At 70.7% G+C, this 19,972-nt stretch carries 17 protein-coding genes and 1 tRNA gene; 10 read left to right on the top strand and 8 right to left on the bottom strand.

Annotation, left to right across the window (positions count from 1 at the left end):
* Positions 1–94: 94 nt before the first annotated feature.
* Entirely contained in the window at positions 95–478 is a 384-nt protein-coding gene (locus AC068B_RS04225; RefSeq protein ID WP_478668871.1) for a hypothetical protein, read from the top strand.
* Here the strand turns inward: AC068B_RS04225 and AC068B_RS04220 are convergent.
* Positions 441–872, bottom strand: a complete 432-nt coding sequence (locus tag AC068B_RS04220) for a GNAT family N-acetyltransferase (RefSeq protein ID WP_478668870.1) — start codon at positions 870–872, stop codon at positions 441–443. The genes AC068B_RS04225 and AC068B_RS04220 overlap by 38 nt on opposite strands.
* A gap of 109 nt (positions 873–981) precedes the next feature.
* Here AC068B_RS04220 and AC068B_RS04215 point away from each other — a divergent pair, with 109 nt between their 5' ends.
* The 3 genes from AC068B_RS04215 to AC068B_RS04205 all read left to right on the top strand — a co-directional run bounded on the left by AC068B_RS04215 (position 982) and on the right by AC068B_RS04205 (position 6,353).
* A complete protein-coding gene (locus AC068B_RS04215; RefSeq protein WP_478668868.1) occupies positions 982–3,645 on the top strand; it encodes an alpha/beta fold hydrolase in 2,664 nt (887 codons plus the stop codon).
* Positions 3,642–4,553, top strand: a complete 912-nt coding sequence (locus AC068B_RS04210; protein WP_478668867.1) for an ABC transporter permease — start codon at positions 3,642–3,644, stop codon at positions 4,551–4,553. Before AC068B_RS04215 ends, AC068B_RS04210 begins: the two co-directional genes overlap by 4 nt.
* A gap of 210 nt (positions 4,554–4,763) precedes the next feature.
* Complete coding sequence (locus AC068B_RS04205) at positions 4,764–6,353, top strand: vWA domain-containing protein (protein ID WP_478669244.1); 1,590 nt, start codon at positions 4,764–4,766, stop codon at positions 6,351–6,353.
* A gap of 34 nt (positions 6,354–6,387) precedes the next feature.
* On the opposite strand, the gene AC068B_RS04200 is transcribed toward AC068B_RS04205, so the two are convergent.
* Entirely contained in the window at positions 6,388–8,184 is a 1,797-nt protein-coding gene (locus AC068B_RS04200; RefSeq protein WP_478668866.1) for an arabinofuranosyltransferase AftB family protein, read from the bottom strand.
* A gap of 84 nt (positions 8,185–8,268) precedes the next feature.
* Positions 8,269–8,739 carry an SCP2 sterol-binding domain-containing protein gene (locus AC068B_RS04195; protein ID WP_478668864.1) on the bottom strand — a complete coding sequence of 157 codons (471 nt, stop codon included), beginning with the start codon at positions 8,737–8,739 and terminating at the stop codon, positions 8,269–8,271.
* 198 nt (positions 8,740–8,937) lie between these two features.
* On the opposite strand from AC068B_RS04195, the gene AC068B_RS04190 reads away from it, so the two are divergent.
* The 4 genes from AC068B_RS04190 to AC068B_RS04175 all read left to right on the top strand — a co-directional run bounded on the left by AC068B_RS04190 (position 8,938) and on the right by AC068B_RS04175 (position 13,148).
* Positions 8,938–9,561 carry a TetR/AcrR family transcriptional regulator gene (locus AC068B_RS04190; protein ID WP_478668863.1) on the top strand — a complete coding sequence of 208 codons (624 nt, stop codon included), beginning with the start codon at positions 8,938–8,940 and terminating at the stop codon, positions 9,559–9,561.
* A gap of 179 nt (positions 9,562–9,740) precedes the next feature.
* Complete coding sequence (locus AC068B_RS04185) at positions 9,741–11,699, top strand: AMP-dependent synthetase/ligase (RefSeq protein WP_478668862.1); 1,959 nt, start codon at positions 9,741–9,743, stop codon at positions 11,697–11,699.
* Positions 11,700–11,829: 130 nt separating this feature from the next.
* Positions 11,830–12,867 (top strand): hypothetical protein, encoded by a 1,038-nt coding sequence (locus AC068B_RS04180; RefSeq protein ID WP_478668861.1) that lies wholly within the window; start codon positions 11,830–11,832, stop codon positions 12,865–12,867.
* Positions 12,868–12,971: 104 nt separating this feature from the next.
* Positions 12,972–13,148, top strand: coding sequence for a hypothetical protein (locus tag AC068B_RS04175; protein WP_478668860.1), 177 nt, complete (start codon positions 12,972–12,974; stop codon positions 13,146–13,148).
* A gap of 61 nt (positions 13,149–13,209) precedes the next feature.
* On the opposite strand, the gene AC068B_RS04170 is transcribed toward AC068B_RS04175, so the two are convergent.
* A complete protein-coding gene (locus tag AC068B_RS04170) occupies positions 13,210–13,638 on the bottom strand; it encodes a VOC family protein (protein ID WP_356264606.1) in 429 nt (142 codons plus the stop codon).
* 273 nt (positions 13,639–13,911) lie between these two features.
* Between AC068B_RS04170 and AC068B_RS04165 the strand changes: the two genes are divergently transcribed.
* Positions 13,912–14,472, top strand: coding sequence for a hypothetical protein (locus AC068B_RS04165; protein WP_478668858.1), 561 nt, complete (start codon positions 13,912–13,914; stop codon positions 14,470–14,472).
* A gap of 84 nt (positions 14,473–14,556) precedes the next feature.
* On the opposite strand, the gene AC068B_RS04160 is transcribed toward AC068B_RS04165, so the two are convergent.
* The 4 genes from AC068B_RS04160 to AC068B_RS04145 form a co-directional block, all read right to left on the bottom strand.
* The gene (locus AC068B_RS04160) at positions 14,557–15,414 is read right to left on the bottom strand and encodes a toprim domain-containing protein (protein ID WP_478668857.1); all 858 of its coding nucleotides are present in this window, start codon (positions 15,412–15,414) and stop codon (positions 14,557–14,559) included.
* 90 nt (positions 15,415–15,504) lie between these two features.
* Positions 15,505–16,764, bottom strand: a complete 1,260-nt coding sequence (locus AC068B_RS04155) for an MFS transporter (protein ID WP_478668856.1) — start codon at positions 16,762–16,764, stop codon at positions 15,505–15,507.
* A 5-nt stretch (positions 16,765–16,769) separates the two neighbouring features.
* A complete protein-coding gene (locus AC068B_RS04150) occupies positions 16,770–17,573 on the bottom strand; it encodes a GntR family transcriptional regulator (RefSeq protein ID WP_478668855.1) in 804 nt (267 codons plus the stop codon).
* A 355-nt stretch (positions 17,574–17,928) separates the two neighbouring features.
* Positions 17,929–18,001: transfer RNA gene (locus AC068B_RS04145), tRNA-Arg, on the bottom strand.
* Between the two features lie 308 nt (positions 18,002–18,309).
* Here AC068B_RS04145 and AC068B_RS04140 point away from each other — a divergent pair.
* Positions 18,310–19,968, top strand: coding sequence for a dynamin family protein (locus AC068B_RS04140; protein ID WP_478668854.1), 1,659 nt, complete (start codon positions 18,310–18,312; stop codon positions 19,966–19,968).
* The last annotated feature ends 4 nt before the right edge of the window (positions 19,969–19,972 follow it).

The raw sequence follows: 19,972 nt of genomic DNA, 5'->3' as shown, positions 1-19,972 counted from the left end.
GCCGCCCCGATCCGCGGGGGAGTGGGTCTGGCCCCACCCCTGCGTGCGTCCAGACGCATACCGGCCCGGACGGGCCCTTCATAGCGTCGACGGCATGGAAACCCGAGAAGCCCTTGCCAGGGCCGAGAACAGCATCAAGGTCTACGTCGCGCTCAGCGCCGTCGCCCTTCTGGCGGTCGTCGCGGTGGCGGGCGCAGGACACCAGGTCAACACGTTCATGTGGGTCCGGGCGGTCCTGCTGCCCGTCGTCGCCGTGTTGCTGCACCGGATGACCGTCGCCGCATCCCGCGGCTCGCGCCGGGCCTTCGAGCGGCTGCGCACCCTCGCCTTCGTCATGCCGGTCGCCATCATCGCCGTCGACCTGATCCCGGGCGTCTGCCCGCCCTGGTACACGGTGACGCAGACCGTCTGCATGCTCCCCGTCATCCGGGTCGCGTTCCTCACCCGGAGCCCGGCCCCCCGCCCAGATCCCAGTTGACCGAGGCGAACCGGCCCTCGTCCGTGCCGCCCGCGCTGCGGTACGTCGCCAGCGCCGCCTCGTTGTCCGTCTCGACGCCGACCCACATCCCGTAGCAGCCCCGCTCCCGGGCGAGCGCCGCCAGCGCCTGGACCAGGGCGCGGCCCGTGCCGCGGCGGCGGGCGGGGGCGTCGACCGCGAGCTCGTACAGGAACATCTCCGTCCCCTTGTCGGGGTGGACCGTCTCGACGCCGCTGATGAAGCCGACCGGGGTGCCGTCGGCGGCGCGGGCGAGGAGGAGGTGGTGGCCCGGGGTATCCAGGAAGCGGCGGGAGGCTTCGGGGCGGGCGGGGCCGTCGAAGAGGTGCTCGGCGGCGGTGATCTCGGTGACGGTCGTGGCGCGGCGGATCTCCATGCGTACCACGGTCGTCGTACGCGGGCGCGGAGTCTACTCCCCGGGGAGGCATACGGGTTCAGACCGGCGGCTGCCCCGGTTGTCGGTCGGCGCCCGTACCTTTGACGACATGGATCTACGACTGCCCAGGCCCAGGTTCTCCGCGCCACGCGGTCCGCGCAGGCTGATCGCCGCCGCGGCCGCCGTCGCGGTGCTCGCCGGGGTGGGCACGTGGTCGGCGGTCGCCTCGGACGACGGCGGGCCCGCCGTGCGGCGGACGGACCGCATGGTCGACACGGGCGGCGCCCGGATCGACACCTCGTACTTCACGGCCGGTGCCACGGACACCAAGCGCCCCGCCGTCCTCATCGGGCACGGCTTCGGCGGCAGCAAGGCCGACGTGCGCAAGCAGGCCGAGAACCTGGCCGAGGACGGGTACGCGGTCCTGACCTGGTCCGCGCGCGGCTTCGGGAAGTCCACCGGCAAGATCGGGCTCAACGACCCCAAGGGCGAGGTCGCCGACGTCTCCAAGCTGATCGACTGGCTGGCGACCCGCCCCGAGGTGCGGCTCGACAAGGACGGCGACCCGCGCGTCGGCATGACCGGCGCCTCGTACGCGGGAGCGGTCTCCCTGCTTGCCGCCGGGTACGACGACCGGGTGGACGCGATCGCCCCGCAGATCACGTACTGGAACCTCGCGGACGCGCTGTTCCCCGACGGCGTCTTCAAGAAGCTGTGGGCCGGTCTCTTCATCAACACCGGTGGCGGCTGCGAGCAGTTCGAGAAGCGGCTGTGCGCCATGTACGAGCGGGTCGCGGAGGCGGGCAAGCCGGACGCCGAGGCGCGCAAGCTGCTCGCAGGGCGCAGCCCCGCCGCCGTCGGCGACCGCATCAAGGTGCCGACGTTCCTCGCCCAGGGCCAGACCGACTCCCTCTTCCCGCTCGGCCAGGGCGACGCCATCGCCAAGGCGGTCCGGGCGAACGGCGCGCCCGTCTCCGTCGACTGGATCGCGGGCGGCCACGACGGCGGCGACCGCGAGCAGGGCCGCATCGAGGGCCGCGTCGGCGCCTGGTTCGACCGCTATCTGAAGGACGACAAGAGCACCGACACCGGCCCCGCGTTCCGCGTCACCCGCACCGGCGGCATCGACTCCACCGACGGCGCGGCCCGCAAGCGCGGTGCCAGCGCCGACGCCTACCCGGGCCTGACGAGCGGCACGCGCGCGGTGCCGCTGAGCGGCCGCGAGCAGACCTTCGACAACCCGGCGGGCGCCAGCCCGCCCGCCATCTCCGGGCTCCCCGGCGTCGGCGGCGGCCGCCTCTCCCAGTTCGCCTCGCTCGGCGTCGGCATCTCCGTGGACTTCCCGGGACAGTTCGCCAAGTTCGAGTCCGAGCCGGTCCGCGACGACCTGCGGATCACCGGAACGCCCACCGTCCGCGCCCACGTGAAGTCATCGAGCGACGACGCGGTGCTGTTCGCGAAGGTGTACGACGTAGGGCCCGACGGCAAGCAGCAGGTCCTGCCCTCGCAGCTCGTCTCGCCCGTCCGCGTGACCGGCGCCAAGCAGGGCAAGGACGTCGAGCTGCGGCTGCCCGCCGTCGACCACAAGGTGCAGAAGGGCCACCGCCTGCGCCTCGCCCTCTCCTCGACCGACCTCGGATACGCGTCGCCGGACCGGCCCGCCAAGTACACCGTCTCCCTCAAGGGCGACTTGAAGGTGCCGACCGCGCCCGGCGTGGAGACCGCGGCCGCGCCGCTGCCCGCCTGGGTGTGGTGGCTGCCCGCCGCCGCTGCCGTGCTCGCCCTCGGCCTGCTCGTCACCGCCCGCAGGCGCACCACCGCACCCGCCCCCGACCCGGCCCTGGCCGAAGTCCCGCTCCACATCACCGACTTGAGCAAGCGCTACGCCAAGTCCACCGACCGGTACGCGGTCCGTGACGTCTCCTTCACCGTCGAGAAGGGCCAGGTCCTCGGCCTCCTGGGGCCCAACGGCGCGGGCAAGACGACGACGCTGCGCATGCTCATGGGCCTCATCCGCCCCGACGCGGGCGAGATCCGCGTCTTCGGGCAGGCCATCAGGCCCGGGGCGCCCGTCCTCTCCCGGGTCGGCGCGTTCGTCGAGGGCGCCGGATTCCTGCCGCACCTCTCGGGCCGCGAGAACCTGGAGCTGTACTGGAAGGCGACGGGCCGCCCCGCCGACGACGCCCACCTGGACGAGGCACTGGAGATCGCGGGGCTCGGCGACGCGCTGGCCCGCGCCGTGCGGACGTACTCCCAGGGCATGCGGCAGCGCCTCGCCATCGCCCAGGCCATGCTCGGCCTGCCGGACCTGCTGATCCTCGACGAGCCGACCAACGGCCTCGACCCGCCCCAGATCCGCGAGATGCGCGAGGTCATGATCCGGTACGCGCGCGGCGGACGCACGGTCATCGTCTCCAGCCACCTCCTCGCCGAGGTCGAGCAGTCCTGCACGCACCTGGTCGTCATGGACCGCGGCAGGCTCGTCCAGGCAGGCCCGGTCGCCGAGATCGTCGGCTCCGGGGACACGCTCCTGGTGGGCCTCGCGACCGACATCCCCGACCCGCTGGTGGACAAGGTCGCCGCGCTGCCCGGCGTCGCGTCGGCGGTCCGCGCGGACGACGGCCTCCTGGTGCGGCTCGACGGCACGGAGCACGCGAGCGCCGTACGCCTGCTGCCCGAACTGGTGCGCCTCGACGTGCCGGTGGAGTCCATGGGGCCGCACCGCCGCCTCGAAGACGCGTTCCTCACCCTGATCGGAGGCGCCACCGCATGAGCGCACCCAGTGCACCCCGTGGCCCCGGCGCGACCAGGGCCCCCGGCGCTCCCACCCTGGAGCGCCCGACCGCGCCCGGCTACAGCGCCCGGCGGACCCTGCCCCTGCGGGTAGAGGCGGTCCGCCAGCTGAAGCGCCGCCGCACGCTCGTGATGGGCGGCATCATGGCGCTCCTGCCGATCGTGCTCGTCATCGCGTTCGCCGTCGCGGGCGGCTCGCCGGGCGCCCGCAACGGCGACGTGACGCTGATGGACACGGCCACGGGATCGGCCACCAACTACGCCGCGACCTGCCTGTTCGTGTCGGCGGGGTTCCTGCTCGTCATCCCCGTCGCACTGTTCTGCGGGGACACCGTCGCCTCCGAGGCGAGCTGGTCGTCCCTGCGCTATCTGCTCGCCGCGCCCGTGCCGCGGGCCCGGCTGCTCTGGTCCAAGATGGCCGTCGCGCTCGGCATGAGCGCCGCCGCCATGGTGCTGCTGCCGCTCGTCGCCCTGGCGGTCGGCGCGGTGGCGTACGGCTGGGGGCCACTGGAGATCCCGACCGGCGGCACGCTGCCCGCGGGCACGGCGGCCCGGCGGCTGATCGTCGTCGTCGCGTACATCTTCGTGTCCCAACTGGTCACCGCGGGCCTCGCGTTCTGGCTCTCGACGAAGACCGACGCCCCGCTCGGCGCGGTCGGCGGCGCGGTCGGCCTGACGATCGTCGGGAACGTCCTGGACGCGGTGACCGCGCTCGGCGGCTGGCGGGACTTCCTGCCCGCGCACTGGCAGTTCGCCTGGGCCGACGCGATCCAGCCGCAGCCGGAGTGGGGCGGCATGATCCAGGGCTCGGCGATCTCGGTGTCGTACGCGCTGGTGCTGTTTGCGCTGGCGTTCCGGGGGTTCGCGCGGAAGGACGTCGTGTCGTAGGTGCCGTGCTCTGGGGGGGAGAGGCGGGACCCGTAGCCGCATCGAGACCCTTCCGCAACGGTTCCGAGCGATCGTTCGCAGGCCCTTCGACGTCACAGTCATGTGAGCCGACGACACGAGGGGGACCGGATGCGGACTTGGCAGACCGGGCGGCGGGGGCGGGACGGGAAGGCCGGGCGGGCCCGGAGGATGCGGCGGGCTCGGCAGGGGATGCTCGCCATGGCCGTGGCGGGAGGCCTTGCGCTCACCGCGTGCTCAGGTGGCGGGAGCGACGTCGACCGAGCCACGAGCGACGACGGCGGAAGGCGTGACAGCGCGCCGCTGCCCGCGCCCGCCCAGCCGGACGGCGGCGGCAGCGCGGCCCCCGATGGGCAACGGGACGGCGACCGGCGGGAGTTCGCGCCCGACTACCTCTCCACCTTCGCCCTGGACGTCGACACCGCCTCGTACGGCTTCGCACGCCGCACCCTCGCCGAGGGCCGACTGCCCGCCCCGTCGACGGTCCGCCCCGAGGAATTCGTCAACAGCTTCCGCCAGAACTACCCCCGGCCCGACGGCGACGGCTTCTCGGTGAGCGTGGACGGCGCCCGCACGGACGACGACGGCTGGTCGCTGGTCCGGGTCGGGCTCGCCACCCGCGCCGAACCGGCCGGATCCGAACGTCCGCCCGCCGCCCTCACCTTCGTCATCGACGTATCGGGATCCATGGCGGAGCCGGGCCGCCTCGACCTCGTGAAGCAGTCCCTCGGCCTGATGACCGACCGGCTGCGCGCCGACGACTCCATCGCGCTGGTCACCTTCAGCGACACGGCGAAGACGGTGCTGCCGATGACGCGCCTCGGGGACACCGGGGGCGGCCGCACCCGTGTGCACCGGGCGATCGAGGGCCTGGAGCCCACCCAGTCCACCAACCTCGAAGCGGGCGTCACCACCGGCTACGACACCGCGGTGCGCGGCCGGAAGGAGGGCGCCACCAACCGCGTCGTCCTGCTCTCCGACGCCCTCGCCAACACGGGGGAGACCAGCGCGGACGGCATCCTGGACCGCATCTCCGACGCCCGCCGCGAGCACGGCATCACCCTCTTCGGCGTCGGGGTCGGCAGCGACTACGGCGACGCCCTGATGGAGCGGCTCGCCGACAAGGGCGACGGCCACACCACGTACGTGTCGAACGAGGAGGACGCGCGCGAGGTCTTCTGCGAGCAGCTCCCCGCCCACATCGAGCTGCGGGCCCGCGACGCGAAGGCGCAGGTCTCCTTCGACCCGGAGACGGTCGAACAGTTCCGGCTCATCGGATACGACAACCGCGCGGTCGCCGACGACGACTTCCGCGACGACTCCGTGGACGGCGGGGAGGTCGGCCCAGGCCACACGGTGACGGCGCTGTACGCGGTGCGGGCCAAGCCGGGCGCGGGCGGCCATCTGGCCACGGCGAGCGTGCGCTGGCTCGACCCGGAAAGCCGCGCTCCGCACGAGGAGTCGGGCCGCATCGAGACGGCGGACCTGGACGGTTCGCTCCGGGAGGCGGACGAGGGCCTCCAGGTCACCGCGGTCGCCGCCTACTTCGCGGACGGCCTGCGCGCGGCCGCCCCGCCCGGCTCCACGGGCCGTGACCTCCCCGCCCCCGTCCCCGCCAGGCCCTCCCTCGAAGAACTCTCCGAGCGGGCCCACGCACTGCCGACCCGCACGAAGCAGATCCGCGACCTGACGTCGTCCATCGACGACGCGGCGCGGCTGTCCGGGGAAGCGCCCCACACTCCGACGGGGACGCCGTCGCCGCGGGGCGAGGTGCGCTACTAGGCGGCGGCCACCCGGCCCCAGGCCTCCGGGGGCGTCACTCCCCGCCGCACAACTCCCGCTCAGCCCGCACCGGATCGTTCGGGAAGCGGAAGGACGTGCGCTCCACGGCCCCCGTCAGGTTGTGCCAGAAACGGCCGACGGTCAGGGGCGCGCGGGTGGCCGTCCGCAGCTCCGCGAGCGGGCCGCAGCGCAGGGCCCGGCGGGCGGCCTCGACCCGGGCGGGGTCCAGACCCTCGGGTACGTCGGCGGCGCCGCGTTCGGCGACGATCCACTCGTCGGGCAGCCGCTTGTCGTGCCCCACGCGGCCGTTGACGATGCCTTCGGAGTGGGCCGCCAACGGGTAGGCGAGCCCGATGGGGTCGAGCGCGGCACCGGAGAGCGGGACGACGGCCCCGCTGAAGCCGAGCGTGTTGTAGACCCCCGTCACCCCCGGCGCACGGCCCGCCACGGGCGTCCTGGCGAGGAGCAGCGTGGGGGCGCCGCTCCGCGCCCTGTCGCGTACGAGATCGGCGTACGCCTTGTTCGACGGCAGGCCCGCGAAGTCGTGGTGGAGGGGGTGGGGGGAGGCGTTCTGACGTACGTACACGCCTCGCTCGTCGGCGATCCCGCCCGCACCGATCCGCCCTTCGTACGGCACCCGCAGCGCCCCCGCGCACGCCACGGCCCACACGCCGATCACCACGGCGGCGACGCCCCACGCGCGCGTGAGGGGCACGAGGAAGACCGGCAGCAGCATCAGCAGCAGCCCCGGCAGGAACATCCGCCCGTGCATGAAGTCGCCGCCGACCTTGATGACGTAGACCCAGCACAGGGCTCCTGCGAGGAGGGGCGCGACGACAGGAGCGGTCACTGAGGTGCGTACGTGCTGTACCGGCCGTCCCCAGGGCCTCCCCCCGGACAGCGCCGCCGCGCCGACCCCCGCCATCGCCACCACCGGAACCCACAGCGCGTACGGTCCCGCGAAGTCCCAGAGATAGTCGAAGCCTCGCCCCCACAGGCTCCGCGAGGCCTCCTTGGTGACGCCGGGCAGCGGCATCAGATGCCCGTAGTAGCCCATGCGGAAGATCTCGTACGCGACGGGCAGCGCCCCGGCGGCCCCCGCCCCGGCGAGCGCCCCGCGCCACGAGGGCCGTACCGTCACCCACTGCGCGGCCAGGAAGACCACCGACACCAGCGCCAGATCGGGCCGCACGAGGGGCCCGAGCCCCAGGACGGCGCAGGTCACGAGCGAGCGGGGGCGTGCGACGAGTGCGAGCCAGGCGCCCGCGATCCAGCAGGTGGCGAGCCCCGTCTCCAGGCCGGAGGTGGCGAAGTCCCAGACGGGCGGCAGCGCGAGCAGGACGAGGGCACCACACGGCACGAGGACCCTGCCCCTGTGGCCTCCCCGAGACTGAGACTGAGACTGAGACTGAGACTGAGACTGAGACTGAGACTGAGACCGCGACCGCAGCCGCAGCGCCCCGATCCCGGCGAGCGCGAACCCGGCGACGGTCAGCAGCAGCCCCCCGTACATCGCCAGGGTCGCCACATCGGCCCCCATCGCCCCGCCCGCCACGAGCAGCCACTGCCACAGGGTGCCGGTGGACGATTCGGCGCGCTCGCCCGCGTTGAAGACGGGGCCGTTGCCCGCCAGCACCTGCCGGACCGTACGGACGTAGATGTGCCCGTCGTCGGACATCCACCGCCGCTGGAATCCGGCGATGCCGATGACGAGCGCGGGCAGCAGACAGACCCCGAGCCGGATGTGGGCCCGCCATCGGCCGAGCGCTCCGGGGGAGGGCTCGGCGACGGTTTCGGGGCCACGGACGGAGGTGTACGCAGACGTCGTCATGACCGCTACATCGGCGCAGGTCAATGACGGCTTGAGTGACGGCGACGGGACCTGGCCGCCGACGATGCCCCGACCTGCGGGACCTCAGACCTTGGGAATGTCGAAGTAACGGGTGAGCCCGGCAGCCAGCGCCACATCACCCACAACCCTTACCTTGCGCATCATGAACAGTGCGACGGGACCCACGTTCCCGGACACCAGTTTGAGGAACTCGGCATCGGCCAGGATGAGCGTGACCCGTGGCTCGGACTCCGAGCGTCCCTCGCGCACGACACAGGTGCCGTCGGCGATGTCCGTCTCGTACACCACGTCTTCGTTGTCGCCGCTGCCGGTGATCTTCCAGCGGATGAGTGCCGTCAGCGAGGCGGCGGCCTCCGGCTTGAACTGCCGTTCCATCCGGTCGAAGACCTCGTGGAGGATACGGCCGCGCAGCGCGCCGTCCTCCGCGATCTCGGCGAACTCCTTGCTGGAGAGCCCCTTCACGATCCGCGCGAACTCGTCGGGCGTGACGCGGGCGAAGTCGAGCTCGGTGATCTTGCTGATGGCATCAGCCACGTCAATCTCCTTACTTTGGAGTAAACTTACTAAGGGGTAAGGTAAATCGTCACCAGGGAGGCTGACAAGGGTGAGCGGCACATGAGTGGCACGTCCGAAGGCGCACCGGCATCCGAAGGCGCACCGGCATCCGAAGGCGCACCGGCATCCGAAGGCGCACCGGCATCCGATGGCGCACCCGGCCCGCGCAGGCGCCGGGTGCCACGGCGTGAGCGTGAGCGGCAGATCGTCGATGTGGCGGTCCAGGTCTTCGCCAAGCGTGGCTATCACGGCGCCTCGGTGGACGAGATCGCCGAACTGGCCGGAATCTCCAAGCCGATGGTGTATTTGTACCTCGACTCCAAGGAGGGCCTCTTCCTCGCCTGCCTGCGACGCGAGGCGGACCGCCTGGTGGGCGCCTTCCAGGGCGCGGCGACGGCGAGCGGCACGACCCCCGAACTCCGGCTGTACGCGGGGCTCCTCGCGTTCTTCGCGTTCGTCTCCGAGCACCGCGACAGCTGGGTGGTGCTGCACCGCCAGGCCTCGGAGCTGAGCGAGGCCATCGCGACGGCGGTCGCCGAGGCCCGCCGTGCGGTGATGGCGGAGGTCGCGGATCTGGTGCGGGCGGGCATCGCGGAGGGCGGCCCGACCGGGCAACTCACGGACGAGGACGCGGACTTCGTGACACACGCGCTGGTCGGCGCGGCGGACTCGCTGACGGACTGGATGGCCCGGCACCCCGACCAGTCCCCGGAGGGCGTGACGCTCCGGCTGATGAACATGGTGTGGGTCGGGATGGGGCGGGTGCTGGAGGGCGAGGCCTGGAAGCCGGTGACGGGCTGAGGGGCTGGAAGCCGGTGACGGGCTGAGGAGCTGGAAGTCGGTGACGGGACGAGGGGGCGGGGTGAACCGTAATCGATCCGCCCCTTGAATTTTCCTTACGTGCCAGTAAGTTGACCCGTGAGTAAGTACGCGCGCCGATCACCTGCACATCAGCTGGGAACCGGAAGCCGGGAGCTGCCATGGGCGTACGCAAGGATCTGAAGAGAGCACAGCGCCACAGCGACCTGGCGGAGCGCGCCGAGGTCGAACTCGTCAAGGACGAGCACGGCACGGTGCGCGAGGCACGCACCGCCCCGCTCGTACCGAGGGCCACCGCGGGCAGCACCGCGGACATCCCCTTCACGAACGCGGTCGAGGCCCCCGACGCCGTGGTCCTGCGTCGCAAGCAGGTAGGCCAGCAGGACGGCCAGCAGCACGGCCAGCAGGACGGCCAGTGGCGCCCCGTCACCGCCGCCGCGTTCGCACGCGAAGTGACGGACGTGGCCAAGGGGTTGATCGCGGACGGCCTCGAACCCGGCGGCCGCGTCGCCCTCATGTCCCGTACCCGCTACGAGTGGGCGGTCCTCGACTTCGCGATCTGGGCGGCGGGCGGCCAGACCGTGCCCATCTACGCGACGTCCTCGGCGGAACAGATCGAGTGGATCGTCCGCGACTCGGGCTCCTGCCTCCTCATAGCGGAGACGGCGGAGAACGCGACGACGGCCGAGGGGGCCGTGGCCGCACTCGACGAGCCCCCACGCGTACGCCACATCGACGGTGGCGCGATGACGGAACTCGTCACCCTGGGAAGGGACTTGTCCGATGAGGAGGTCACGAAACGCAGGTCCGCGCTGACCCCGGACTCGATCGCGACCCTCTGCTACACCTCGGGCACCACGGGCCGCCCCAAGGGCTGCGTCCTGACGCACGGCAATCTGCACGCGGAAGCGGCGAACACCGTCGAGCTCCTGCACCCCGTCTTCAAGGAGGTCACGGGACAGGTCGCCTCGACCCTCCTCTTCCTGCCGCTCGCCCACATCCTGGGCCGCAGCATCCAGATCGCCTGCATGATGGCCCGCATCGAGCTCGGCCACTGTCCCAGCATCAAGCCGGACGAACTCCGGCCGGAACTCCGGGCGTTCAGGCCGACGTTCGTCGTCGGCGTCCCGTACCTCTTCGAGAAGATCCACGAGACCGGCCGGGCGACCGCCGAGAAGATCGGCCGCGCCGCCTCGTTCGACCGGGCCGAACGGATCGCGGTGCGCTTCGGCGAGGCGTACCTGAACAAGTTCCTCGACGGGAGCGGCCCGGGCCCGTCCCTCGGCCTGCGCGCGGGCTTGGCGCTGTACGACCTCCTCGTCTACCGCCGCATCCGCAAGGAGGTCGGCGGCAGGCTGCGTTACGCGATCAGCGGCGGCTCCCCCCTGGACCGCAACCTCAACCTCTTCTTCTACGCCGCCGGGATCATCATCTACGAGGGGTACGGGCTGACCGAGACCACGGCCGCCGCCACCATCACCCCACCCCTCAAGCCCCGCCCCGGGACGGTCGGGCTGCCCGTGCCGGGCACGGCCGTGCGCATCGCGGACGACGGCGAGGTGCTGATCAAGGGCGGCATCGTCTTCGGCTCGTACTGGAAGAACCCGGCCGCGACCGACGCCGTGCTGACCAACGAGTGGTTCGCCACGGGTGACTTGGGAGCACTGGACGGCGAGGGCTACCTCACGATCACCGGCCGCAAGAAGGACATCCTCGTCACGTCCGGCGGCAAGAACGTCTCGCCCGCCGTCCTGGAGGACCGGCTGCGCAGCCGGTCGCCGGTCGGACAGTGCATCGTCGTCGGCGACAACCGCTCGTACGTCGCCGCGCTCGTGACCCTCGACCCCGAGGCCGTCGACCACTGGCTCACCGTACGCAAGCGCCCGAAGGACACGCCGCTCGAAGAGCTGGCCCGCGACCCGAGGATGATCGCGGAGGTCCAGAAGGCGGTGGACTACGCGAACGCGGCGGTCTCCAAGGCCGAGTCGATCCGCAAATTCGCCATCGTCGGCGGCGAGTTCACGGAGGACAACGGCCTGCTGACCCCCTCCCTGAAGATCAAGCGCCATGCGGTGACGGCGGCGTACGCGGCGGAGATCGAGGATCTTTACGGCGCGTGAAATGCGTGGTCGGGACCAAAGTCCCCTCCTCCAACTTCTACACGTGTGTAAAAGTATTGGCGGCACCCCGGGCGGGGATCCTCTTCGAGGGCTCGGGGTGCCTTCGTATGCGCAAAATCGGGAGGGACCCATGAAGACCACGAAGAAGCCCATGCAGAAGAGCGCGCAGAAGAGCACGCAGAAGACGAGACGCATCGCCGCAGGTTTCATCGCGGCGGCGACGGCGGGTGCAGTGCTCGGCACGATGGCCCCCGCGGCCGCAGCCGCAACCGCAGTCGGCGAGGTGCCGTCGTCGGCGGCGGCGCGGGCGGCCGAGGTCGTCGAGAAGGCGACCGGAACCGCGGACCTGACCAAGCTGGACGGCCGCAGGGGCAGCGGACAGACGGGCGAAGGGAAGGTGACGGTAACGGCACCGGCGACGGCCGACGGCGACGTACTGCTCGACGCACCGAACGCCGACGTCTCGCTCGGCCTCCCGGAGACGAAGGGCACCGAGGGCGTGGCGGCCGGGGCGGGCACGGTGGTCTACCCCGACGCCGCCCCGTCGACGGACATCGCCGTGCAGCCCACGTCGGACGGCGCGGCCCGCACGCTGGTGACGCTGAAGGACGCGAAGGCGCCGACGACCCACGACTTCTCGCTGAAGCTCCCGGAGGGCACGCGGCTGACGGAGGACGGCGAGAACGGCTTCCTGATCACCAAGAGCCACGGCGAGGGTGAAGGTGAAGGCGGGGGCGAGGACACCGAGGTCCTGGGCGCGATCGACGCGCCCTGGGCCAAGGACGCCAACGGCAAGGCCGTGCCGACCCGGTACCGCCTCGACGGCGACAAGCTGACGCAGACGGTCGACGTCACGGCCGACACCGCGTTCCCGGTGGTCGCCGACCCGAAGGTCTCGCTGGGCTGGTCCATATACCTCCGCTTCAGCAAGAAGGAGGTGAAGGACATGGCCAAGACCTCGGTGTACCACTTCGCTGCGGTGGCGACGGTCATGGCCTGCGCCAAGATCCCCAACGCGGTGGCCGCGGCGGGCTGCGGAGCCGCCCTGACCGCCCAGGCAGGCTCCCTGCGTGGCCAGATGCAGGACGCCGCGAAGGCCAACCAGTGCGTGGAGTGGAAGGTCAGCTACGTGGGCGTCATCACGAACTGGAAGCGCTACAAGTGCTGACGAGCCCTGCGCAGCCGCTCCCGCTCCCGCACCCGCACCCGCAGCCGCACCCGCAGTCGCACCCGCAGTCGCACCCGACCCCGAAGAGGAACGAGTCACGCCCCATGAGCAAGAAGAAGGACCTCCTGCTGCTCACCATCACCTACCTGGCGCTGGTGCTGGTCGCCTGGGCGGTCATGGGCTGGTCCACAGCGGCCTGGATGCTCCTGTTCCTGCCGATCCTCGCGGCGGCCCGCGTGCTGACGCTGCGGGGTAAGGGGTCCTGCGAGGCCCGGAAGTAGCGAAGGGGAGGGGGCGTCCCAGGGCGCCCCCTCAGTCGACAGGGCACCTCAGGGCACCCCTTCAGTCGATACAGAACTCATTGCCCTCGATGTCCTGCATCGGGATGCAGGAATCATTGCCGTCGTACAGCGTCTGCAGGTGTACGGCCCCGAGCGGAACCAGCCGTGCGCACTCGGCTTCAAGCACGGCGAGGCGCTCCTCGCCCACGAGCCCCGTGCCGACCCGCACATCGAGATGGACCCGGTTCTTGGCGGCCTTCCCTTCGGGGACGCGCTGGAAGTACAGCCGCGGGCCCACGCCCGTGGGATCACTGCAGGCGAACCAGGAGTCCCGCTGCTCCGGCGGCTGCGAGCGGGTGAAGTCGTCCCAAGTGGCGAACCCGTCCGGCGGCGGCGGTACGACATACCCCAACACTTCGCACCAGAAGCGAGCGAGGCGCTCGGGTTCCGCGCAGTCGAAGGTGACTTGGAACTTCTTGATCGACGTCATCGGGTCACCGTAGGGCGGGGCGCTGCGTTCGAACACCCCAAGCAACACATCGCAGCACAGCAGCACAGCAGCACACCCGCACCTCCGACGTGGAGTTCACGACACGACAACTGTCATGTCACGAACGTGTACTGGGAACGATCAAGATGAAACCGAGGCAACCACGCCGACTGTCTGACAGGACAGAAAGCGACACGGACGAACAGCCGCCCAGTTCACTCGCCCGCCTGCTCCCCAGGAGCGGCAGCCCCCACGCAGAGGACAGAGACCAGAATGCGCACTCGGAAGATCTCGGCCCTGACCATGACCGCAGTGGCCCTCGGCCTGGCGCTGACGGCATGCAACAACGACGGCGCCGACAACGCGTCCTCTTCCGAGAGCAGCTCGTCGTCGGACGCGAGCGCGTCGAAGCCCGACACCTCGAAGCCCGACGCCGCGAAGGACAAGGCGTCGGGCACGCCCGCCAAGTCCGGCACGAAGTGCACGGACCAGCTGAACTACGCGGGCGACCCGCGCTCGAACGCCGAGATCAACTCCATCGGCGCGGACACGGGCACCTGCCCGCCGGTCAAGAAGTCGCAGTCCGACACGAAGTGCACGGACCAGCTGAACTACGCGGGCGACCCGCGTTCGAACGCCGAGATCAACTCCATCGGCGCGGACACCGGCACCTGCCCGCCGGTCCAGAAGTCCGAGAAGCCGACGGGCACGCCGAAGGACCCCAACAAGAAGTGCACGGACCAGGTCAACTACGCGGGCGACTCCCGCTCGAACGCCGAGATCAACTCGATCGGCGAGGACACGGGCACGTGCCCGCCGGTCAAGCAGAAGTGACCGGCTGACCGGGCCAACCGTCCGACCGCCCCGGAAGGGCCCTTCGCCGATCTCGCGACGCACGCCGACGCACGCCGACGCACGCTAAGGCAGCGGCACTTCCCGAATGACGAACTCGTTGAGGGAGAGCCGCTCAATACTGAGCCCGGCTGCAGTGGCGTGCGTGGAGACGGCATTGGCGCTGGCCGCGACCGCGTTGACGAACTCCACGTAGGAGCGGGTCGCCTCGAGGGAGTACTGCGCCTTCCGGATCTTCCCCAGCTTCCGGGCGAACAAGGCGAGACCCACCGGGGAGACATAGACGCTCGCTGCTGTGCCCCACTTGCTGCGCAGAACCCGTCCGTCGTTGGAGCCTGCCGCAAGCACGTCGATGGCTTCGCGGGCGCAGCGGTAACTCTCCATCATCCAGTGGGCGGCGTCCTCGTGCCGACCGAGCAGCAGGCTCACCTGGCCCAGGTGCATCTGGACGACCGCTCGACTCTGCGGCGAGCCCGCCAAGCCGTACGCATCGAAGAACCGGTCCCACGCCTGCTGCAGCGTCGTGGCATAGCGGGGATCGGACAAGCCGATGCGTGCCGCTTCGCGCACCAGCAACTGGGCCGTGCGCAGCGGACCGTCAAGAAGGAGCGAGGCCTTCTTGTCGAGCGATTTGAGCATCGTGGCCTGGGCCTCTTCGACGTTGGCCAGTGCGGTGTACAGGCCCATGATCGCCACGGCGGGCAGGCCGGCCTGGGCGAGCCCCAGCACGATGGTGGCGCGCCCCACCGCGCCCCACTTCCTCGAATCCGAACCCGCGTGCTGATCCGCAGCGTCCTCGTCCGGCGCCCGCCTGGGACGAAGCTGGTACCAGCGGATGAACTCCACCAGCCGCGCATCGACCCGCTCACCGGCCTGGGTCAGACTGTCCCTGATGCGACGATCCGAAGGATCTGGTTGCGTCATGACTACCACCCCGTTGTGGGGCGGAGCCTAGTGCGGCCCGGCCATGTCGTCACGGCCGCGGGCGGGAAGCGGCGGACCGGCGCCGCGGCCTCAGGGCGCGAGCACGGGATCCTTTTCGCTGGGCAACGTGCGCATCGTCCGAAGCGGTGAGAGGAAGTTCGGGAGAAAGCTCAATGTCATGCCAGTTGTGCCGATCCACAATGTGGCTGCTGCCCCGAAAACAGAGCCCGAGGCTCCACCCAGGACTCCACCGAGAGGGATGCCGCCCCAGGACACGAATCGGGCTGTCGCGCTCATCCGGCCCAGGAGATCATCGGGCGTGAGGGCTTGCTGGAAGCTCGACTGGGCCACCACGCGGACGACTCCACCCAGTGAAAGACCGGCGAGTCCGATCGCCGCCACACATACGCTCCAACCCGGTCGCGCAAACGGCATCAGGACTGTCAGCGGACACGTCACCAGCGGCGCGAGCCAGATGACGGGCCCTTGTCCGACCCGCTGCGAGACCTTCTTCGCCGAGAGTGCACCCAGTAGGGCACCGCAGCCCATTCCCGACAGAACGAGGCCGATGCCGAAGGCCCCAAGGCCCATCTCCCTCTCCAGGAAGACCATCAACATGGCCTGATACATGACCAGGAAGAGATTGAATACGGCATCCCCCAGGATCGTTGCACGCAAGACAGGCTGCTTGAGAACGAACTTCAACCCCTGCTTGATATCTCGAAGCAGTTGAGGGCGCTCACTCGACTCTGGCTTGTGTTCGCGTCTGCGGATGCCGGTCGCGAGTAGACCCGACATCGCCATCCCGGCCGAACTCACCAAAAGCGTTGCGGGGGCTCCGAGCAAGCCGACCAGGGGCCCTGCCATCCCTGGTCCACTGATGCTGGTGACCGAGCGTATCGTCGAGAGTTTCGAGTTTCCCTCAACGAGGTTGTCGCGTCCCACCAGGTGGGGCAGATAGCTGACGTACGCGACATCGAAGAAGACCGTCAGCACACCGTGAACCAACGCGACCGTGAAGAGCCACCAGATCGTCAAGAGACCCGACCACCACGCCACCGGTATCGACAAGAGGACCACAGCCCTGGCGAGATCAGTGCTGATCATCACCGATCGCTTCCGCATGCGGTCCACCCATGCGCCTGCCGGAAGTCCGACCAGGAGTGAGCCCGCCGTGGTCATCGCGGTCAGTAATCCAACCTGGAACTCGTCGGAATTCAATGTCACGACGGCAACCAGCGGCAGCGCCAGAAAAATGATGCGGTCGCCCAACTGGCCGAGCGCAGTGGCGGCAAACAAACGCCCGAAGTCCGGATCGCGTAAGAGTCCGGGCCGGGAGGATATTGGCATGCGAGTTACCTGCTGTCGGCTTCGAAGGGGTGCCCTGTCGGCTTCAGCGGCTGCGGATGGTCGACCACGAACTCGTAGGCCACTTCCCGGCGCACGTCCGGAATGACCATGTCGGCGGTTTCCACCGGATGCCCGCCGGTGTCGTAGATGGTCCGCTCGATCTGCAGCACCAGGTCCCCGACGCTGATCCCCAGCAGGTTCGCCTGCGCCTGTGTGGCACGAGCCGGACGTGGCAGTTCGACCACGCTCTCGACGTCCACGCCGATCGAGCGCATACGCTCAACCACCCCCTTTCCCGCGAGGGGCCCCGCCTCGGGCAACACGACCGGCGTTCCGCCCGTGAGGGCCATCGGCTCCCAGGAGTCGGAGAGCTGCACGGGTTGCCCGTCGGCGAGGAACTCGTACTGCGTGTTGACACAGAGGTCCCCGGGGCTGATGGCGAGCCGCTCGGCGATTGCCTCAGGGGCGGGAACACGCGCCTGGCTGTGCGAATCCCAGGCGTTGGCCCTGCCCCGCTCCTTCATCCCGGCAAGGGAGGGGGAGCCGTCCAGGCGCTCACGGTGCCGCGAACGGACCATCCGCAGCCGCTCGCGCGGCCGCCGCACGTAGGTGCCCGAGCCCGCGCGCCCCTCGAGGAGCCCCTTGACGACCAAGTGGTCCACGGCCCTCTGCGTGACGTTGCGCCCGACCCCGTACTCCTCGGCAAGCCGTGCCCGGGACGGCAGCCGCTCCCCAACCGCCCACTCTCCCGCGAGAATCCGTGCGTACAGTGCATCGGCTACGGCAAGGTACGGCGCCTCTCGGGGCATGGGTGACTCTCCGGTCGCTCTGCTGCGCGGCATCTGGTGATTCCAGATGGCGTTGGCAAGCTACGGCACCAGGCGAAAGCTACTGGAGTAGAAATGCGCTCGGTCGCTCGGTCGCTCGGTCCGACGAACACCGAAGTGACCTGCTGACGAATGGCCGTCCGGCGGTCCCGTCCTTGCGGGCGGCGGGTGCCGGGCGGCCGTGCGGGCCAGGTCGATGACACCGCCGCGCGGCAGTACGTGTGGAGCGGGCGGCCCCGCTGTGGTCCCGAAGGAGCGCGATCGGCCCGGCGGCAAGGGGCCACGCCGCACAAAAACGCCCTCCTTAGGGGAGGGCGGAACACCGCACGGACAGAAGCGCCCCCGGCAGGACTCGAACCTGCGGCCAAGCGCTTAGAAGGCGCCTGCTCTATCCACTGAGCTACGGGGGCCGGGTGTGGCCGGTGGCATGGAGCCGGATGTGGGGGAGATCCGTGACCTTGCCGGGGACAAGGATAGGGCTCCTTGGTCCCTGTCCCTGGTGCTTCGCCTCCGCGCCGTGATGTGGAGGTTCGGTGAAGCGATCCTGATAATCGCAGGCAGGTACGAATCTCGCATCGCTTTTGGCGTCTCACGCCCCGGGTGTTGTGCACTCGTTATGCCTGCGCCCCCGGTCGTCCCTTCCATCACCTGTGTCCGATCGGCGCGCAGAGGCAGCCATATGCTTCAGAAAGCCGCCAAAATTGGGCATTCTTCGCATGTGGTGACCTTGGACGTACGGCCTCAGTTGCTTGACGCACTCTCCGCCCTGCGCGAGCGTGTCGCCGCCGCACGCTTTCCGCTCCCCCTGCCAGGGGCGCCACGCGCGCGTGCCAACCGTGACGAGCTGTTGGCACAGCTCGATGACTATCTCGTGCCCCGGCTCAAGGCTCCCGAAGCGCCCCTTCTGGCCGTCGTCGGCGGATCCACCGGAGCCGGCAAGTCCACCCTCGTGAACTCCCTCGTGGGGCGGCAGGTCAGTGAGGCGGGTGTGCTGCGGCCCACCACGCGCACGCCAGTGCTCGTCTGCCATCCGGACGACCATCACTGGTTCTCCGGGATGAGGATCCTGCCCGACCTCACGCGCGTGTGGGTGCCCCGTCAGGACTCCGGCGAGGACATGGGCGGCGGGGAGAGCGGGGACGAGGACGAGAGCGCGGACGTACAGGCGATCGTCGGCGAGGAGGAGCACGCCCTGCGCATCGAGACCGCGCAGAGCCTGCCCCGCGGACTCGCCCTCCTGGACGCCCCCGACATCGACTCCCTCGTCGCCGACAACCGCGTCCTGGCCGCCGAACTGATCTCCGCCGCCGACGTGTGGGTCATGGTCACCACCGCATCGCGGTACGCCGACGCCGTGCCCTGGCACCTGCTGCGCACCGCCAAGGAGCACGACGCCACCCTCGTCACGGTCCTCGACCGCGTGCCCCACCAGGTCGTGACCGAGGTGTCACGGCAGTACGGGGCGCTGCTCGCCAAGGCGGGCCTCGGCGACGTACCGCGCTTCACCGTGCCCGAACTGCCCGAGTCCGCGGGCGGCGGCGGGCTGCTCCCCGTCACCGCCGTCGCCCCCCTGCGCGCCTGGCTCGCCCATCACGTCCAGGAACCCGCTGTCCGCACCCGGGCCGTCGCCCGCACCGCCCTGGGCGTCATCGGGTCCCTCGACTCCCGCATGCCGGAGCTGGCGGGCGCCGTCGCCGCCCAGTACGCCGCCGCGCTGCGGCTCACCTCCGCCGTCGACGAGGCGTACGAGAGTGAGCACGCGCGCGTGGGGAGGCGTTTGCAGGCGGGCGGTGTACTCGCCGGAGGAGCCCTGAAGCGGTGGCGCAGCTACCCGCTCGACTGCGGCGCCGGTGAACTGCTCGACGCCATCGCCGAGAGCCTGGAGGCGCTGCTGCTGTGCGCCGTCACCGCCGCCGACGAGCGCATCGACGAGGCCTGGCGGCGCGAACCCGCCGCTGGGGCCCCGGGCCTCGCCGGGCGCGACCCGGAGACCGAGAGCGCCGAGCACCGCATCGGGATGGCCGTCCGCAGGTGGCGGCGCGAACTGGAGGAGTACGCCGAGGACGAGGTGCGCTGCCTCGAACGCGTCGACAAGAACGCTCTTCCCGACCCCGAGGTCGTCGCCGCGCTGCTCGCCACGGCGCTGCTCGGCGGACGGCGGGCGCGCGGGGCTGGGGAGGTACTCGCCGAGCGGACCGGCGCTCAGGCCGCGGTCCGGCTGCGTGACCGGGGCGGGCGCCTGCTGACCGACTACCTGGAGAAGGTCCTCAACACCGAACGGGAGCGCAGGCTCGCCCCCCTGGACGCCCTAGAGGTGCATCCGGAACCCCAGGCCGAGCTGATCGCTGCCCTGTCCGTACTGCAGAAGGAGAGGTGACCGC

The sequence above is a fragment of the Streptomyces sp. NPDC042371 genome (assembly GCF_056437465.1).
Note: the sequence above shows the minus strand (reverse complement) of the source record. Positions and strands in the feature narration are given on the sequence as shown.

Coding starts and splice junctions, on each gene's coding strand:
- AC068B_RS04225 (WP_478668871.1), top strand. CDS start 95: ATGGAAACCCGAGAAGCCCTTGCCAGGGCCGAGAACAGCATCAAGGTC.
- AC068B_RS04220 (WP_478668870.1), bottom strand. CDS start 872: ATGGAGATCCGCCGCGCCACGACCGTCACCGAGATCACCGCCGCCGAG.
- AC068B_RS04215 (WP_478668868.1), top strand. CDS start 982: ATGGATCTACGACTGCCCAGGCCCAGGTTCTCCGCGCCACGCGGTCCG.
- AC068B_RS04210 (WP_478668867.1), top strand. CDS start 3,642: ATGAGCGCACCCAGTGCACCCCGTGGCCCCGGCGCGACCAGGGCCCCC.
- AC068B_RS04205 (WP_478669244.1), top strand. CDS start 4,764: ATGCTCGCCATGGCCGTGGCGGGAGGCCTTGCGCTCACCGCGTGCTCA.
- AC068B_RS04200 (WP_478668866.1), bottom strand. CDS start 8,184: ATGACGACGTCTGCGTACACCTCCGTCCGTGGCCCCGAAACCGTCGCC.
- AC068B_RS04185 (WP_478668862.1), top strand. CDS start 9,741: ATGGGCGTACGCAAGGATCTGAAGAGAGCACAGCGCCACAGCGACCTG.
- AC068B_RS04180 (WP_478668861.1), top strand. CDS start 11,830: ATGAAGACCACGAAGAAGCCCATGCAGAAGAGCGCGCAGAAGAGCACG.
- AC068B_RS04175 (WP_478668860.1), top strand. CDS start 12,972: ATGAGCAAGAAGAAGGACCTCCTGCTGCTCACCATCACCTACCTGGCG.
- AC068B_RS04170 (WP_356264606.1), bottom strand. CDS start 13,638: ATGACGTCGATCAAGAAGTTCCAAGTCACCTTCGACTGCGCGGAACCC.
- AC068B_RS04165 (WP_478668858.1), top strand. CDS start 13,912: ATGCGCACTCGGAAGATCTCGGCCCTGACCATGACCGCAGTGGCCCTC.
- AC068B_RS04160 (WP_478668857.1), bottom strand. CDS start 15,414: ATGACGCAACCAGATCCTTCGGATCGTCGCATCAGGGACAGTCTGACC.
- AC068B_RS04155 (WP_478668856.1), bottom strand. CDS start 16,764: ATGCCAATATCCTCCCGGCCCGGACTCTTACGCGATCCGGACTTCGGG.
- AC068B_RS04150 (WP_478668855.1), bottom strand. CDS start 17,573: ATGCCCCGAGAGGCGCCGTACCTTGCCGTAGCCGATGCACTGTACGCA.